The 17565-nt window shown below is 47.2% G+C and carries 17 protein-coding genes; 1 reads left to right on the top strand and 16 read right to left on the bottom strand.

Going from position 1 to position 17565, the window contains the following annotated elements; genetic code table 11:
- Complete coding sequence (locus tag ACZ0NX_RS01790; RefSeq protein ID WP_464405184.1) at positions 1 to 1107, top strand: helix-turn-helix domain-containing protein; 1107 nt, start codon at positions 1 to 3, stop codon at positions 1105 to 1107.
- A 441-nt stretch (positions 1108 to 1548) separates the two neighbouring features.
- Here the strand turns inward: ACZ0NX_RS01790 and rplA are convergent, their stop codons facing one another.
- From rplA to ACZ0NX_RS01710, 16 genes are all read right to left on the bottom strand, one after another.
- Positions 1549 to 2244 carry a 50S ribosomal protein L1 gene (rplA, locus tag ACZ0NX_RS01785; RefSeq protein ID WP_060787198.1) on the bottom strand — a complete coding sequence of 232 codons (696 nt, stop codon included), beginning with the start codon at positions 2242 to 2244 and terminating at the stop codon, positions 1549 to 1551.
- 15 nt (positions 2245 to 2259) lie between these two features.
- Positions 2260 to 2691: a 50S ribosomal protein L11 gene (gene rplK, locus ACZ0NX_RS01780; RefSeq protein ID WP_004112010.1), complete on the bottom strand. Its 432-nt coding sequence runs from the start codon at positions 2689 to 2691 to the stop codon at positions 2260 to 2262.
- A 616-nt stretch (positions 2692 to 3307) separates the two neighbouring features.
- Positions 3308 to 3691 (bottom strand): 50S ribosomal protein L7/L12, encoded by a 384-nt coding sequence (gene rplL, locus ACZ0NX_RS01775; RefSeq protein WP_415688929.1) that lies wholly within the window; start codon positions 3689 to 3691, stop codon positions 3308 to 3310.
- 96 nt (positions 3692 to 3787) lie between these two features.
- A complete protein-coding gene (gene rplJ / locus ACZ0NX_RS01770; protein WP_004112001.1) occupies positions 3788 to 4309 on the bottom strand; it encodes a 50S ribosomal protein L10 in 522 nt (173 codons plus the stop codon).
- 260 nt (positions 4310 to 4569) lie between these two features.
- Positions 4570 to 5964 (bottom strand): NCS2 family permease, encoded by a 1395-nt coding sequence (locus ACZ0NX_RS01765; RefSeq protein WP_060787199.1) that lies wholly within the window; start codon positions 5962 to 5964, stop codon positions 4570 to 4572.
- A gap of 307 nt (positions 5965 to 6271) precedes the next feature.
- Positions 6272 to 7051: a phosphate ABC transporter ATP-binding protein PstB gene (gene pstB / locus ACZ0NX_RS01760; protein ID WP_060787200.1), complete on the bottom strand. Its 780-nt coding sequence runs from the start codon at positions 7049 to 7051 to the stop codon at positions 6272 to 6274.
- A gap of 88 nt (positions 7052 to 7139) precedes the next feature.
- Positions 7140 to 8174 (bottom strand): phosphate ABC transporter permease PstA, encoded by a 1035-nt coding sequence (gene pstA, locus ACZ0NX_RS01755; RefSeq protein ID WP_464405182.1) that lies wholly within the window; start codon positions 8172 to 8174, stop codon positions 7140 to 7142.
- On the bottom strand, positions 8171 to 9133 hold the full coding sequence (gene pstC / locus ACZ0NX_RS01750) for a phosphate ABC transporter permease subunit PstC (RefSeq protein ID WP_464405479.1): 963 nt from the start codon (positions 9131 to 9133) through the stop codon (positions 8171 to 8173). Before pstC ends, pstA begins: the two co-directional genes overlap by 4 nt.
- A gap of 118 nt (positions 9134 to 9251) precedes the next feature.
- Entirely contained in the window at positions 9252 to 10454 is a 1203-nt protein-coding gene (gene pstS, locus ACZ0NX_RS01745; RefSeq protein WP_464405180.1) for a phosphate ABC transporter substrate-binding protein PstS, read from the bottom strand.
- Positions 10455 to 10727: 273 nt separating this feature from the next.
- Entirely contained in the window at positions 10728 to 11429 is a 702-nt protein-coding gene (mtnN, locus tag ACZ0NX_RS01740) for a 5'-methylthioadenosine/S-adenosylhomocysteine nucleosidase (RefSeq protein ID WP_415695620.1), read from the bottom strand.
- An 8-nt stretch (positions 11430 to 11437) separates the two neighbouring features.
- A complete protein-coding gene (locus ACZ0NX_RS01735) occupies positions 11438 to 11917 on the bottom strand; it encodes a hypothetical protein (RefSeq protein ID WP_060787204.1) in 480 nt (159 codons plus the stop codon).
- Between the two features lie 166 nt (positions 11918 to 12083).
- The gene (locus ACZ0NX_RS01730; protein WP_464405178.1) at positions 12084 to 13268 is read right to left on the bottom strand and encodes a 3-deoxy-7-phosphoheptulonate synthase; all 1185 of its coding nucleotides are present in this window, start codon (positions 13266 to 13268) and stop codon (positions 12084 to 12086) included.
- 180 nt (positions 13269 to 13448) lie between these two features.
- Positions 13449 to 13778: a hypothetical protein gene (locus ACZ0NX_RS01725; RefSeq protein ID WP_464405176.1), complete on the bottom strand. Its 330-nt coding sequence runs from the start codon at positions 13776 to 13778 to the stop codon at positions 13449 to 13451.
- Between the two features lie 105 nt (positions 13779 to 13883).
- On the bottom strand, positions 13884 to 15218 hold the full coding sequence (locus tag ACZ0NX_RS01720; protein ID WP_060787206.1) for a C1 family peptidase: 1335 nt from the start codon (positions 15216 to 15218) through the stop codon (positions 13884 to 13886).
- Positions 15219 to 15369: 151 nt separating this feature from the next.
- Complete coding sequence (locus ACZ0NX_RS01715; RefSeq protein ID WP_060787207.1) at positions 15370 to 16770, bottom strand: coiled-coil domain-containing protein; 1401 nt, start codon at positions 16768 to 16770, stop codon at positions 15370 to 15372.
- Positions 16771 to 16875: 105 nt separating this feature from the next.
- A complete protein-coding gene (locus tag ACZ0NX_RS01710; protein WP_464405174.1) occupies positions 16876 to 17559 on the bottom strand; it encodes a pyroglutamyl-peptidase I in 684 nt (227 codons plus the stop codon).
- Positions 17560 to 17565 lie beyond the last annotated feature (6 nt).

Below are 17565 nucleotides of genomic sequence, written 5' to 3'. Positions count from 1 at the left end.
ATGGACGAAAACACTGACTTTCTTACAATTCTTACAGGCGTAAAGCCAGATAGCACACGCAGCGAAGCATGCGAATCTGCCGAAGAATCTAGCGCACAAGGCTTTACACAAGGCTTTACACCAAGTTTTACACCAATGCCATGCGCTCCAAAAAGCGAAGATGCACTTGGGATTTTTGACATTCGAGACGGCAAAATTTTTGACGCGGCAACACGCTTGCGATTGCACACGCTAATCGCAACATGCCTTATGAACGGCATTGCAGATAGTCGCGTAAGCGCGCTAATGCACCTCTTGCAATGGCAAGAAAATACGCGATTTGTGGCGATTGCGGGCACGTATAAAACGGAATCGAGCGCAAATGACGATAACCCAAATCCAACACCACAAAACGCAGGCGCGCATGCGGCGCAAAACAATACGGACTCTTTAAGACGCGCAATCTGGACGCAACTTGGCGCATGTGGAGCATACGATGCAATAGTTGACCGCGTGCAGCTAGACGCCATTAGCGCGCGTGCAAAAACGTGGAAAATCGGCGGCAAATCGGGGGAAAGCGTCGACGCGAGCAAATGCAAAGATGCGGCGCCTTCGCACATAATCATTCTTGCGCTAAAAGAAAACCCAAATCCAACAGCCCTAAACAAGATGTGCGAAGTGTTTGCAAAGTCGGGAAGGCCTGTTTGCATAAGCGGTGTGGTGGTTGGCGCGCAAAAAATATGCAAAGAAATCACGGCAACACTTGCAGCGCTTGCCGTTGCGCCGTCTGTAACACATTTGCCGCAAATAATACGATGCGACGACGTTCTTCCAGAGCGCGCGCTTATAGGCGACGAAACCGCCGTAGAAACCTTGTACACTAAGGTGTATCAAAGCTTGGCGCCATACAACCCAGACGACCCGACTTTGCAAACAGTCGACGCTTTCTTGCGATTTGGCGGCGCGCTGGATCAAACTTCGCACAATCTTAACGTGCATCCAAACACAATACGATACCGCTTGCGCAAAGTGGCGCAAACAACAGGCTGGGATGCCACTGACCCGCGTGAAGCATACGTTTTGCAAACTGCGATTACGATTGGGCGAATCCGCGATTCTGCGCTCTAAAACATTGACGTATTTTGTTGAGATTTTCGGCGCGCCATGCAATACACTCAGCAAATACTTACACAATTGCTTTCCTTGCTTGCTGTTGCGCGCCTTCCTTACTTGGTATTGCGCGAGGTTTGAGTATTTCTCTCCTCGCAAGTCCCGTCGCTACGCTCCTCTTTTATTGCTCGTAGAGAAATACATCAAACCTTCTGGATATCTAGAACTTTTGCGTAGATTTCATCACTGAGATTCTCGATTTTTCTTGCTCTCTCGGCGAGTCACCACCTTCGGCGCTGAGGCTCGCCTCGCTAGCGGCGAAAAATCTCGAATCTCTACCTAACTTGGTGACGCTGTTTGAAAAGAATATAAAAATAAAAGCGCCGAAAATGGTGCAATCTATAAAAGAACACACTATTTTCAGCGCTAATAAAATTACTCAGCTATGCTTGGCTAAAATCACGCAGCAATGCTTGCAATATCCACTGGAACGCCAGGAGCCATTGTAGAGGTAATCGTTACCTTAGTAATGTAACGACCCTTAATGGTAGTTGGCTTCAAGCGGCGAATCTCATCGGCAACAGCCTTGAAGTTCTCTTCAAGAGCCTTCTCGTCGAAGGAAAGCTTGCCAAAGAGGAAGGAAAGATTGCCCTGACGATCAACGCGGAACTCAATCTTACCGCCCTTAATGTCGGCAACAGCCTTTGCAACATCCATTGTAACGGTGCCAGTCTTAGGATTTGGCATCAAGCTACGAGGACCAAGCACACGACCAAGGCGACCAACCTTGCCCATCATGTCTGGGGTTGCAACAACGGCATCGAAGTCAAGGAATCCACCGGCAACCTTCTCGATAAGCTCGTCATCGCCAACAATGTCTGCGCCAGCTTCTTGAGCCTCAGTAGCCTTTGGGCCACGAGCAAACACCAAAACCTTAGCGGTTTTACCAGTACCATTAGGCAAGTTTACAACGCCACGAACCAACTGATCGGCCTTGCGAGGATCCACATTAAGGCGCATAACAGCCTCAACGGACTCGTCAAAAGCGTACTTTGGCATGCTCTTAATCAAAGCAATAGCCTCAGCTGGGGTGTAAAGGTTGTTACGGTCAATCTTCTCGGCCGCTTCACGATACTTCTTAGAACGCTTCACCATTTTTTCCACTCACTTTCAGTCGGTAACGGTAATACCCATCGAGCGAGCAGTGCCCGCGATAATCTTCATACCAGCTTCAACATCTCGTGCAGAAAGATCTGGCATCTTGATTTCGGCGATTTCGCGCACCTGAGCCTTGGTTACAGAACCAACCTTGTGGGTCAATGGGTTCTCGGTGCCCTTTGGAATGCCAGCAGCCTTAAGCAACAAAGCAGCGGCTGGTGGGGTCTTAAGAATGAATGTGAAGGAACGATCTTCGTAAACAGTAATCTCTACTGGAACGATCTGACCCATCTTGTCCTTCGTCTGGTCGTTATAGGCCTTGCAGAAGTCCATGATGTTTACGCCGTGGGAGCCTAATGCAGGACCCAGTGGTGGGGCTGGATTTGCTTTACCAGCCTGAATCTCGAGCTTAATAAGCGCAGAGACTTTCTTTTTTGGAGCCATAATATGGTTCTTCTTTCTTTTGAAGCGGTTAAATCGGCGCCTTAAAAACGTTGATATTAAGCCGTTTTAAGGATCCTCCCGCAACTTATATTGCTGTGCTGTGCTAGCGGATTACTCCTCCAGTCACAAGCCTTCCTATTATGCCACTTTGCCGCGACGATTTTGGAAACAAATGCGGAAAAGTCGTTCGCGCACTACGCTCTAAGCGCTCAGGCAGGTCGTCGCGCCCACGTTTGTTTCTTTTTTCCCGCGTTTGTTTACGTTTTGGCCGATTTTGGGAACAAACCCGGGCACACTTCCCCACGTTTGTTTCTTTTCCCCCACGTTTGTTTACGTTTTGGCCGATTTTGGGAACAAACCCGGGCACACTTACCCACGTTTGTTTCTTTTCCCCCACGTTTGTTTACGTTTTGGCCGATTTTGGGAACAAACACGGGCAAAAGGGAACAAACACGGGAAAGTAGATTCTATATTGCAGATAAGCAAAAAGCGGCAAGGAATTCGTGATAATCACAAAAACCTTGCCGCCTTCGATTCACGCTTGCGACTATTGCACTAGCAAATCACGCTAGCAACCAGCCGCATGCGTTAACAAAGTTAACAAAAGAGCCTAGAACTACTTAAGTTCAACAGTTGCGCCGGCTTCTTCAAGAGCAGCCTTAGCCTTGTCGGCATCTTCCTTCTTAGCCTTCTCGAGGACTGGCTTTGGAGCATTGTCAACAATGTCCTTAGCTTCCTTCAAGCCGAGGCCAGTCAAAGCCTTAACAGCCTTGATGACGGCAACCTTCTGATCACCTGCAGAAGCGAGGACAACGTCAAACTCGTCCTTCTCTTCCTCAGCAGCGCCAGCAGCAGCGGCTGGAGCAGCAGCAACAGCAGCTACAGGAGCAGCAGCCTCAACATCGAACTTCTCTTCAAAGGCCTTGACGAACTCAGAAAGCTCGACGAGGGTCATTTCACCGAAAGCTTCAAGAAGCTCTTCGCTAGTGAGCTTAGCCATAATGGCTTCCTTTCTTACTTGGCCAGACACACCTTGTGCCTTAGAGCCATAACATTTTTATTATTTTTTGGTCTCATGCAGCAAGCTGCAAGGGAATCAAGCGGCCTTTTCCTGCTTCTCGCGCAAAGCGTCGATAGTACGCACTGCCTTGGTTGGCAAAGCGTTGAACAGGTAGGCGGCCTTGGACATGGTGCCCTTGAGCGCGCCAGCCATCTCGGAAAGCAATTCTGGGCGAGACTTGAGGTCTGCCAGCTGCTTGGCGCCTTCGGCATCGTAAACGGTTCCATCTGCGAAACCGCCCTTAATGACGAGGGTCTTATTCTCTTTGGCAAAATCACGCAAGGTCTTAGCAGCCTCAATGAAATCGCCCTTTACAAAGGTGATTGCAGTTGGGCCAGCAAGAAGCTCATCAAGACCTTCAATGCCCGCTTCCTTAGCGGCAATGCGAGCAAGCGTATTCTTAGCCACAGAGTAGGAAGTATCGCGGCCTAGCTTTTCGCGCAGAGAAGAAATCTGCGGAACTGTAAGCCCGCGGTACTCGGTAAGGTAGACAGCGTCGGCGTTACGAAACAAATCCGTAAGCTCTGCAACTACCGCTTCCTTTTCGGGCCTCTTCATGGCGTTCCTTCCTAAATTGGCCGCTGGAATGGAAATAATATATCGAAAGCCTGCGCACGGCAGAGCAATAAGAAACACATAGTGTTAAAAAGTTTGTGATAAATCGCAAATAAATGCAACCATCACTGCTCAACCTGTGCTGGCATGACACATCATTTTCAGGAATCTTGCGACTCCACCAACGGTCTGTGGTTTACGTTGGGCAAGTTTAATACCCACACGCGACAATGTCAATACCTTATCAATGTCTTATAAATTCTTTACAAAACTGCGTTAGCAACAAAGTCAAGAATGAACAAGATCGAAACAATCCAAAGCATTGGATGAACGTCTTTAGCACGCTTCTTGCAAGTCATAACCAAGCAGTACATGATGAATCCAGCGGCAATGCCGTAAGAAATCGAGTAAGAGAACGCCATAAACACGGCGGCAAAGAACGCAGGAATAGCTTCGGAAATATCATCCCAAGCAATCTCCTTTAACGAGCTTGCCATCATGCAGCCTACAACTACAAGCACGCCAGCCGTAGCAGCCGCAGGAACAGCGCTAGCAAATGGCGCAAGAACAATCGAAAGCGCAAAGCACACGGAAACAACTACAGAAGTCAAACCAGTGCGGCCACCAGCACCAATACCAGCAGCAGACTCAACGTAAGTAGTAGTGTTGGAAGTACCGCAAATTGCGCCAACCGAGGTTGCAATCGAATCAGCAAACAGCGCGCGATCCATCTTGGAGCTAAAGCCAGAGCCGTTTTCCAAAGCCTTCTCATCTTCCTCCGAGAAGATGCCAGTTCTGCGGCCGGTACCAATAAACGTTCCCAAAGTGTCGAAAGTATCCGACATAGAGAAGGCGAAAATAGTTACCAAAACAAGCGGAATGCGTGCTGGATTAGAGAAGAGCGCAGGGAAACCTTGCGGACCAAAAATAGCACCAAAGGTGGTTGGAAGCTGGGCAAAAGCGTCTGTAACAGAAACGGCGTTATTCAGCGAAGTCAATCCAAGCGGAATACCAACCAAAGAGGTTGCAATAATCGTAATAAGCAGGCTTGCGCGAACCTTAAGAACGGTAAGAACAATAGCCAAAACAAGTCCAATAAGGAATAGCCACAAAATAGGATTGTTAATAACAGCAAGGCCTGGAATAGCAGCGGTTGGCTTACTCTTAGCGGCGGCGGCAGGATCTTTAGAAGTAAAAGTGATTAAGCCAACGCTCATAATACCAACGTATGCAACGAATAAACCAATGCCACCACCAATCGCTTGTTGCAGCGAAGTTGGGATGGCACGAATAATCATTTTACGAATCTTGGTAACGGTAATAATGATGTTAATCAAACCGCACAAGAACACCATGCACATGGCTTCTTGCCACGTAAAATGAAGGCCAAAGCACACTGTGTAAGTAAAGAATGCGTTAAGACCCATGCCAGCAGCTTGAGCGTAAGGCACGTTAGCAAACAAGCCCATAACAAGCGTGCCAATGATTGCTGCAATGATTGTAGCGAGGAAAACGCCACCCTTAGGCATGCCAGTTTGGCTTAAAATCATTGGGTTTACAACAATAATGTACGACATTGCAAAGAATGTAGTGAGACCTGCAGTGATCTCCGTTGATACATTCGTGCCGTTTTCTTTGAGATGGAAGAACTTTTCCATAAACTCGGTTCCTTGGTTTTACAGCGCAAAAGACCATAAAAAGCGTGGCGAGAGCACTTGAGCAATCGCGGACGCAATTACATTTGGGCATTCACGCAGAGGTTACTGCGACTCGCTCAGCGCGCAAAGCACACAAGAAGAACGAACACTCTAGAAAACTCGCGAGAATTAGAAACAACTTGTAGAACTTTGAACAACCGAACAGGTTCGACCTTACGCGCACGTGCTGACCAAAGAAAAATCACGCAAAAATAGCGCAAAAATTATGCAAAAATCACACAGTAATCGCCCAAAAATCGCGGCAAAATCACCCAAATCGGCCAGAAATGTAGCGTTCCGCCTCCGCATTGCGCGGATTGTTGAACATAGTGGTTGTATCTGCAAAATACTCAAGATGCCCTGGTTTTCCAACCGCCTTAAGGTTAAAGAACGCAGTGTAATCGGCCACGCGCGCGGCCTGCTGCATGTTGTGCGTTACAATCACAATCGTGTAATCGCGCTTAAGCTCGTTAATCAAATCTTCCACAGCAAGCGTAGAAATTGGGTCTAGAGCAGAGCAAGGCTCGTCCATAAGCAGCACTTGCGGATGCACAGCCACGGCTCGCGCAATGCAAAGTCGTTGCTGCTGGCCGCCAGAAAGCCCGATTCCTGGCTTATCGAGTCTATCTTTAACCTCGTTCCACAAATTCGCGCCACGCAAAGCCCACTCAACTAAGTCGTCGGCATCTTGCTTAGAAATCTTGCGATTGTTTAAGCGCACACCTGCAAGAACGTTTTCTCGAATAGACATTGTTGGAAAAGGATTTGGGCGCTGGAATACCATTCCAACATCTCGGCGAACGGCCACAGGATCCACGTCTTTGCCGTACAAATCGCGGCCTTCAAGCAACACCTGACCTTCCACGCGAGCGCCTGGAGTAATCTCGTGCATGCGGTCTAAAGTGCGCAAAACCGTTGATTTTCCACATCCCGAAGGCCCGATAAAAGCCGTAACCTTGTTTGGCTCAATGTTTATGTTAACGTCTTCTACTGCTAGAAAATCGCCATAGTAAATGTTCAAATTCTTAACATCAATGCGCTGACCCATTTGCGCCTCACTTTCTAAAATCCTTCGCTTACCTTGATTTACCTTGATTTACCTTGATTTACTTCGCTTTGTTTCGCTTAACTTCGCTCTATTTTGCCTTTACTGAAAACACTCGAGCCACAACTCGCCCAACAATATTCAGCAGCAAAACAATCACAATCAGCGCCAAAGCCGCCGCCCACGCGCGCTCCATTGGAATCGTAGTAACACACGAAGCAGGCGCGTTAGCTGGGCAATTTGCCGAAAGCTTGGAATACTCCTGGTAAACGTACACTGGCAAAGTGGTCATTTGCCCGTCAAAAAGATTGAAATTCGTGGATGCAATAAACCCAGCTGCCATTAAAAGCGGAGCCGTCTCTCCAACCACGCGCGCAACCGCAAGAATACAGCCAGAAACAATTCCAGGCAACGCGGTGCGCAACACGATTTTTGTAATCATGCGCTGCTTTGTAACGCCTAGAGCCAGAGCCGCTTCACGCAAATCGTTCGGCACAATTTTTAACATTTCTTGACACGATTTAACAACAGTTGGCAGCATAAGCAGCGAAAGCGCAACCGACCCTTCAAAACCGTTGATTGTTCCAGGGCCTACAAAAATCGTAAAGCTAGAAAACGCAAACAAGCCAGCCACAATCGAAGGAATTCCGCTCATAACGTCTACAACAAGATTAATCACCCTAGCTAAGCGACTTCCTCGCGCGTACTCAATCAAATACACGGAGCACATAATTCCAATCGGAATCGAAATTGCCATTGCGCCAAGAGTAATCTCCAAAGTTCCAATAATGGCGTGCAAAATACCACCGTAACCGCCTGTGCCAGTGGCTGCGCCTCCAACAACATAAGTCATATTATGAGTTAGAAAATCAAGGTTTAGACGCTTAATGCCGTTTACAATAGTGGTAAAAAGCAAAGAAAGTAGCGGAATTAGCGCAATTATAAAAGACAAAAAGATTAGAACGCGCATAAACGCGTCTTTTCGCTTACGACTTGCGATTCTAGAGCGCGTTGGGCGGAACTTGTTAAAGTCGATTTTTGGAGATTCGAGGCTGGCTTCAGAAGAGTCAACAGCCTGGTCAACCCCAACAGAGCCAACTTGCAAAGATTCCGAATTTTGCATCATGCACTCGCCTTTCCCGTGATTTTGCGAGCAATAAGGTTTACAGCGAATGAAATAACAAACAGCACCAAGCCTGTAGCAATAAGCGCGCTAACACCCAATCCGTTTGCTTCTGGGTATTGCGCTGCTATATTTGCTGCAATCGTTTGGTTTTGCGAAGCTTGCAAAATGTTGAATTTAAAGGTGAATCCTGGAGACAAAATCATAAGAACTGCCATTGTTTCGCCCAAAGCGCGACCAAGACCAAGCATAGACGCGGAAACAATTCCCGACTTTGCAAACGGCAAAACCGCTAGCTTTATCATCTCCCACTTTGTGGCACCAAGCGCGAGCGCGCCTTCTTGTTGCAATTGTGGAGCTTGCTGGAAAATATCTCGCGCCATAGAGGTTATAATCGGCAAAATCATAACTGCCAGAACAATACTAACGGTTGCAGCACTACGCGAAGGACTTGCCGCAGGACCCGCAAAAAGCGGAATCCAGCCAAAAATGTGCGAAATAAACTTCCAGAACGGGTATATGGATGGCACCAACACCAATCCGCCCCAAAGACCATAGATTACGGACGGAATCGCAGCAAGCAAATCAACAACACCACTTAAAAGCGGCACTATTTTTGGCGGAGCATAGTGGCTTATAAACAGCGCGATTCCAATCGAAACAAAAAATGCAAAGAGCAGAGCGAGTGCAGACATAAGAACGGTGCCAAAAACCATCGGCGCTACGTAGCCTAGAAAATCGTGCGCTTTGCCGCCAGTAAAGTCTAAAAATACTTGACTTACTTGGCTTTTGTTTGCGCCTATAATAGGCCACGCTTGAAACAGCAAGAACAGTGCCACAGCTGTAAGCACCATTAAAATCAGCAATCCGCAAGCAAGAGCTACGTTTTTGAACAAGCGGTCGGCAAAACCACCTGCAAAACCACCTGCAAAATGGCCACTTTTGTGCGCATCTTTACTGATTTCAGTTCTTTGTTTAGAACTCACTCATGCTCCTTTTGTAGTCATTATATAAATGCTATCAGTAGCAATATATTGACTACTCTATTAACTACTCTAAAACCTTGGCAAAATGCTATTTTTACTTGCCTATAGACTGAACCGACTTGTTAATCCTGCCCATAAGCTTTTCTGGCAAAGGTGCGGTTCCAGCAGCATCTTGAGCCGCAGCCTGGCCTTCTTTGCTAGTAACGTAGCTAAGCCAAGACTTTGCAAATCGTGCAGTTGCAGCATCTTTGTAAGCACCGCACACAATATCGTAAGAAACTAGCACAATTGGGTAAGCGCCTTTTTCTTCCGTTTTGTGGTTTATTTTAACAACAACGCGGTGCTTTGCTTTTGCTGCAGCATCTTCGTCAATCTTTGAATCATTAACTGTTATAGAGCCGCCTTCTGGGCTAATCTCGTTGTAAGAATCTCCCACTTTTATTGCCACAGTTCCAAGCTTTCCAACTTGCGAAAAGTCCGCGTATCCAATCGCTCCGTCTGCCATGCGGATTGTGGAAACAACGCCAGACGTGCCTTTTGCGCCCTGGCCCACGCTATTTGGCCAATTTTCGCTAAGATCGTAGGTCCAATCGTTTGGAGCAACGTCTTTTATGTAGCTTAAGAAGTTTTGCGTTGTGCCAGATTTATCGGACCTGTGAACAACTGTAATCGCCTTATCTGGTAGCTTTAGCTTTGGATTTTGCGATTTAATCGCATCGTCATTCCAACGCGTAATCTTGCCGTCGAAGATTTTTGCGATTGTAGAAGCGTCCATATTTATGTGTTTTCCAGCATCCGAAACGCCTTTTAGATTAAAGATTACTGCGATTGGAGAAACGTATACTGGAACGTCAAAAGCTGTAGTGCCATTTGCGCAAACCGACTTTGACTTTTCTAATTCGTCGTCGCTTAGCGATTTATCGGATCCAGCCCACGCTGTGGCTCCAGTCATAAACGTTGTAACTCCTGCACCCGAGCCAGTTGGATTATAGGCGATTTTTGCGCCAGGATTTTTGGATTGGAATCCTGCAACCCACGCTTCTACAGCAACCTGCTGGGAAGATGCACCCGAGCCTTGGAAATTTCCTACGATTTTTGCGCCAGTATTTGCGGATGATTGCGAACTACTTGCAGGAACATTATCTCCGCAAGCTGCAAAGCTCACTAAAGTTGCGGACGCTAACAATCCTGCTGCAATCGCGCGCATGTTCCACTTTATGTTCAATTTGATTGATTGATTTTCTACTGCATTATTCTTTACTGCATTATTTACTGCATTTTTACGCATATTCTTCATTCCTTTCAAGAAGAATTGCCATCATGCCAGCCAATCTACGTTTCTCGTATAACCTACCGAAAATTTTCCTCTTAAACTATTTAAACTAATGTTTAAAACTGGCATCTTTTATTTCTTATTACCTTTTTCTTCTATTAACGATGCCAATCATAAGAGGTGGGTAAAAACCTTGCCGCCAAAATCTGATTGCACTCAAAAAATGGCGGCATTTAGCACTACTCGCTTTTTGTTTAGCGATGCTGCGCGTCGGCGACCACATCGGCGTGTTGAATTCTACAAATTCCTAACAATATTTACCGTCATTTTTGCAGCCGTATCCGCGTATTCCGATATGTCGAAAGTGTGGAACTCCTCGTATTTTGTGTCTGCATTGTCGCTCATTGCGCGCACAACTAACGCTGGAACGTCGTTTCTTGCAGCCACGTGAAGAATCGCAGCGCCTTCCATTTCTACAGCATCCGCTTGAGTCGCCTCAATAACTTCCGCCACTTTTTCGGGCGTGTCTACAAAATATCCGCCAGAGGCGATTGTTCCCAAAATGTGGTTAATGCCCATCTTTGTTAAAACGCTGTCTGCAGTTTTAAGAAGATACTCGTCTGAATGGTATTCGTTTGTAAACGGCTTCCACTGATTAATCATGCGCATGTCGGTGTCTAAATATCTCAATGTTTTTCCAAGAACAACATCATTCGTATGCAAATTTTTATTGAGACTTCCCGCAATTCCCGAAAAGATTACGGCCTGAGGCTTGTACGCATCAATTAAATACTGCACAGTTGCGGCGGCATTTACTAAGCCCATTCCACCAACAGTAGCGGAAACTTCGATTTTTCCGCCATCTTCGCATTCAAGCATGCCACAAGATACGTCTAAGCTGGCGGCTTTATTATGCTTAACATTGCTAAGAGAAGCGGCAATGTGTGCAACTTCTTCTTCCATAGCGCCAACAATGGCGATTTTTGTAAACTTAGGCATTCGTCAAATCATCCTTTAATCTCGTATGTTACATTGCGTCTAATCAAAAATACGCTTACACAACACATAATAACAAAAGATGCGGTTGCAATTTTTAGCAAAGCGTTGCACGTAAATTCAAACCAAGGATTTGTGGCGGGAACATTCAAAAAGTCCATGATTTGATTTTGAAGCGCAATAAATCCAAAGAAAGACGCTATTAGCAAAACGCAAATTATAGAGCCAACAACAAGACGCCATCCGCGCACAAAAACGCAAAGTACAATCAGCGTAATAAACGGAACAATAACGCTAAACCATAGTGCAGAACAGGTAACAACTGTGTAGCCTTTGCTGTGAGTGCCACGATACCAGGCAAACGCAAGAAGAAATGCGCCAGCAAGCAAAAGCGCAAAAATCGCGTATCGCACAATTGGCAGAGCACGGCTTAAAACGCCATCTTTATCTTTAGGAAGACTGTTGTACTCGGGGGCTGGTGATCCACACATTTTGCACTCCTTTGTTCAAAAATGCTGACTATTTGAGGATTTATTGTAATAGTTTGTAACTAAAAAAAAACACGGCGTGTCGTTTCGTTCGCACGGCCAATCCGCGCGAACGATTTTCCGCTTTTTGTAGCTCGACACGCCGATTAAAGCAACAAAATCGGGAAAATCAAGACTTAAGTCGGCGAGAAGAAACAGACTGCGCAAGAGTGTTAAGCAAGCGCTCGGTATCTTCCCAAGAAATGCATCGATCCGTAATCGACTTTCCGTACTCAAGCTCACTCAAAGGCGCAGAATCTTGGTTTCCGCCTTGCAAGAAGCTCTCCATCATAACGCCTTTAATGCCATTTTCTCCGTGCGCAAATCGATCCGCAATATCTTGTACAACTTGAATCTGACGATTCTCATCTTTGCCAGAATTCCCGTGCGAGCAATCGATTACAACACCATTAGACGCCATGCAATTTGTGCCAAGCCTTAAACGAACCGCCGCAACAGCCGCCGCAACAGAATCCGCATCGTAGTTTGGCCCCTTGCTAGAGCCGCGCAAAACAACATGACAATCAGGGTTTCCAAGCGTTTGCACAGCGCACGCGCGCCCAAGATGGTCAATTCCAAAGAAAGTGTGATGCTGACTAGCTGCCAAGCAGCCATTGACGGCAACCGTAACAGAACCATCTGTGGCGTTCTTAAATCCGACTGGCATAGAAAGACCGCTAGCAAGCTGGCGATGAATCTGCGATTCCGTGTTGCGCGCGCCAATCGCCCCCCAGCTAACCGCATCCGCAATAAACTGAGGGCTAGTCGGCTCCAAAAACTCGGTTGCTGCAGCCAGGCCAGCGTCTAACACGCCAAGAAGCGTTCGACGCGCCAAAAGCAAACCCTTGTGAATATCGTTCGTGCCGTCAATATCTGGGTCGTTAATTAAGCCCTTCCAGCCAACTGTTGTGCGCGGTTTTTCAAAGTAAACACGCATAACAATCAAAAGCTCGCCTTCGAGCTTTGCGCGCAAATCAGCCAAGCGAGCTGCGTAATCAAGAGCCGCAGCGGGGTCGTGAACCGAGCAAGGCCCAACGATTACAAGCAAGCGATCGTCATCTCCGTTAAGGCATTGGCGAATCTCATCGCGCGACTCGGCAACAATGTCTTGCGCATACGGCGAAAGTGGCAACTCGCCAAGAACCTGTGCAGGAGTTGGAAGAGGTTCCAGCTCCAACACGCGGCGGTTGATTATGCGATCTACGCCAACCTGGTCTTCCCAGCGCTGGAATTTAGACGAATCAAGCGGATTCATGCCGTTTTCAAGAGCCTTCTTGACTGCGCTTGAAATGCGTTGATCAGGCGTAGATTCCATTTGTCACCATCCTATAAAATAAGCAGCGCTTGATGTTAGAGCGTTTGACGCAATTACAAAAGCACTACAAGTTTATGTAGTCGCTCTGACCTACCTTTTCGCTTAGAGCAAGATTCGTTATATTTGCATCATTGGTAAGACATTTGTTACGTTTTTTGGCTAATTTTCGTTACATTTGTCTCACTCATGAGACATTTGTAACACTTTTTGACTGATTTTCGTTATATTTGCATCATTGATGAGACAAATATAACGCGAGAACGACATTCTTGCTTTTGTTTCTTTTTTCCCGATTTTGTTTCCCAAATCGACCAAAAAGGGAACAAACGCGGGATAATCGACGATTCCGAGCTGCGTTGAAAGTCCACTTGGCGTGGCACCTGCTGCGTCAATCGAGACGCAGCAGGCCTCGCTTGCGTTGAAAGTCCACTGGACTTTCAACTTGAGCAAGCTCGGGCGCTTTGGAGTAACGCGAAGCGCATTATGCAGCTTCGCGTTAAGCCACTGCATTCGCGCGGTCTACGCGCGCGAATGTCCTCGCCGCAGCAGAAGCAATGCTTCTGCCTTAAGCGGCTCGGGCGCATTAGAGTAGCTTGAAATCCTAGTGATTTCAAGCTAGGCTAATGCGCCCATTGGGTCCCACGCCGGCAAAACAATTGCTGGTTCTTCCAGTGCTTTCTTATATTCCTCTGGCAAAAGCGCCTTAGGAACCGCCACCTCGTACACGTACTCAGTGAACCAATCATCGCTCATCGTAAAGTAACCCTTGTCCGCAATATCCGCGCCCCAAGAGTTCTCCACGCGCCAACGGCGAGTAGTCGTGCCGTCATCCGCAACATCAACTCCAGCAAACGCCATAGCATGATTCATAGCCGAATCAGCAAAACGCACGCGCTGCTCCTTGTTTAAATCAAAATCAACGCCATAAACGCGATCATACTCAAACAAATCCGTAGCCCAAGCGCCATTATCGCGATCCATCATAGGGTGGCAATCGGCACCAAACCAAACTGGAATACCCTGCTCAACAAGAATCTTACGCACACAATCCTTCATAAACTGGTTTGGCACGTTCAAATACTCGGTTGCATCTCCGCCAGCCACATTGCCCAAATGCTCAATGGCAATCTTCTTGCCCTTTGGATGCTCCGCGCGCGGGTCGTCTACCAAGCAAACGTAGTCTTCAAGCCCAGCCGTAACGTACTTATTCCAAAACTCAACTGGCGTAATCTCGCCATCGCGATGGAACTTTCCGTCCTCGTCCGTCCACTCCCAATCGAAGCTCTTTGGTGGCTCACCCAGGTGGATTGTAAGAATCCTATGCCCCGCAGCCATAGTGGTGTCAACAATATTGTCAATGTCGGCAGCGTTGGCATACATATGAGCCACAGCTGTATGCAAAAGCTTTTTAAGCTGAGTATTCATATCGCCAGTGTCTTTAGAAGACTCGGTTTCTGGGTACAAATCCTTTGGAACAGCACCATACTTCTTATAGATGTTCATAGCCATAGTCCACTGGCCGCCGTCGCCCATAACATCACTAAGCAAATGCTGCAACAAACGAGAATCAGAAGGCTCACCAGAGCGAATAAGAGCCGCAACATCCTTTAAGAAGTAGTTGATTCGCTCAAGCTTGTCGAAGTACATTGCGTAATTTTGCGAAAACTCAAAATCCTTAACTTTAAGCGATTTTTTAGCAACAAATCGCGCAACATTCAAAGAGCTAAATAGCCAGCAGCGACCAGAATGATCCTGATGCCTTGCGTCGCCATTATCCACAACCGTTGAGAATCGGCGCTGCAGCAGGCGTGCGCGGTCGTAATTGAGCGCCACCTTGTTTATTCCAGCAGCCGTAACGCCGTTCATTGCCAAACGATTCAATGGATTTGCGTCAAAATCATCGCGCAAACCTTGCAAAGCTTCGGCACTTAATTCAGAGATTTCAGTCACTGTATAACCTTTCTTGTTTTTTATTATTTTATGTTTATTTTTTATAGTTTATTTTAGCTTTTTTCGCAAATCTTGCGGCTGCTTGCGATTCTTCCACGCAATCTCACGCAGCACAAATCACGCCGCCAAATCACAAATCACGCAGTGCAGCTCACGACTCCTGCGCAATCGCCTCTTCAACTTGGGCCTGAGCATCTTTTCTAGCTTGCTTTTGAGCATCAACATCTCTATGCTCCGAAGCATCATCATCTGCAGAATCACTAGAATCGCCAGACCCCCCTTGCACTCCAGCAGCATCTCCAAAGTCAAACCCCGAGAATGCATTTGCAAACAGAGACCTAAGCTCGGTAACGCGCTGCGTGATTTGCGCCTCCCTATGCTGAAGCTGCGTTAAGCGCGCCGTCATGCCATCAAGCTCCTGCTGAGCCGCCGCCCTGCGCTCCTCCACCTGAGCCGTTGCATCTTGCATTGCTTTGCGAACAATTTGCGCCGCCTGAGCATCCGCATCCTTATGCGCCTGAGCCGCATAATCATCCGCATCTTGATGCACCGTCTTGGCTCGCGCAACAAGCGCATCTGCCTCTTCTTGCGCAGCACGCTCGCGCTCTTTTAGCCCAGAAATAAGCTCGTTCACCTTTTTTGTTGCCTCTTCTTGCTGAGCCGCAATGTCGTTTCTAATTTGCTCAACTTCTGCACTAACCTGGCTTAGCGTGCGCGTGCGCTCAATTTGCGCTTCGTCCGCAATCTCTTGAGCCTTTGCCGCAGCCGCATCCGTGATTTCTCCAGCCTTGCGCTGAGCATCCGCCATCATCTTTGTTGCGCGCTCTTGCATATCTGCAAGCTTCTTATTCGCCTCTGCCAAAGCTGATTCAATCTGATCATTCGTTTCTGCTTTAGCATGGGCAATTTCCGCGTTTGCAGCCGATCTCTGCTCCGCGATTTTTTGCGCTGCATCCGCCTTCAGCTGTGCGATTGCTCTCTCTTGTTCAGACTTTTCGGAAGCCATCTTCTTTGCATGCTCTTCGCGCGCATTGTTGATTTCTAGCGCTGCAGCATCTTTTTGCGCCGCAACATCTTTACCCGTTGTTTCGCGCAAACGCTCCGAATCCTCTTTTGCAGCGCTTGTCATCTGATTTGCTTTATTGCTTGCAGTAGAAAGCAGCGTATCTGCCTTGGTTTGCGCCTCTTGCAGCAAATGCTCCGCATCTAACTTCGCATTATTTAGCAAAGTTCCAGCCTGAGCCTGAGCCGTTTTTTTAATCGACGCAGCGTCTTGCTTTGCACGCTCAATTAGCTGCGCACTCGTTTGCTCTGCAGACGCCAGTAATTGTTGCGCATTTGCACCCAAAGATGCAAAAGTATTACCGCTTTTTGCGCGTTTTACATTATTTTTTTCTTCTTGCAATTGTGCCTGCAATTGCAAAATTGATTCATCACTAGAACGCACCTGTTCGCGCAGGCGAGATATTGTTCGTTCATAGTTAGTAAAGGCTTCGTTGACTTTATCTTTGTCGTACCCGCGCAAAGCAGTTGGGAAACGATCTGGCACCATGTTTATTCCTTTCACAAACCCCCGCACGACTCTACTATCGTGCACACTCCATCAGCAATAACGCTATCACTTTAGTCGCTAAAACACTCGGGCGTGTCGAGCAAACTATTCTAGCAATATGCTTAAGGACGAAGGCTTCATATAGTACTTTACGGCTTCGCAAATTATGCTTTTACCAGCTTTGATTTGCGCATCCAATGGCAGCCCGTGGCGTGCATCATGTAGAGCAACCACTGGCGGAAAACTTACAAACCCAGCAATTATGCGCTTTTGGGAGTTATTCGACGCCCAATCCAGCAGCCTGTAAAACAACGAATTGCAAACATACGTACCCGCATCCGAACTTAGCGTAGACGCAATCCCGCTGTGAGCAAAATCATTTAAAATCATTCTTAGCGGCAGCCTCGTCCAATACGCAGCAGGGCCATTTTCAACGATTTGTACGCTTTGCGGCGTGCGATTATCCACGTCTGGCTTGTTTGCATCCATAATGTTTGTGGCGCATCGTTCTAGCTGCACTCCGCGAGCCGCATGTTTTACGCCCGTTGCAATCACAATATCCGCGTCTTGCGCATTAATCGTATCTAAAAGCTGCGGCCAAGCGTTTGCAAAGCTGATCGGCAACATTACAGATTTTACTTTGATTTCAACGTCTTCTGGAAGGTCAAAATCCGACTCTAAGTCGCCATTTTTGGCGTGCTCAAGAGCTAGCGGAACCTCGTACGATGGATTTATGCTTAAATCCTCGTATGGTCCAAATCCAGAAATCACTACGTTAATTTTCGTCATAATGCT

The organism is Gardnerella rara (assembly GCF_055452355.1).
This window is presented reverse-complemented; position numbering and strand designations above follow the sequence as displayed.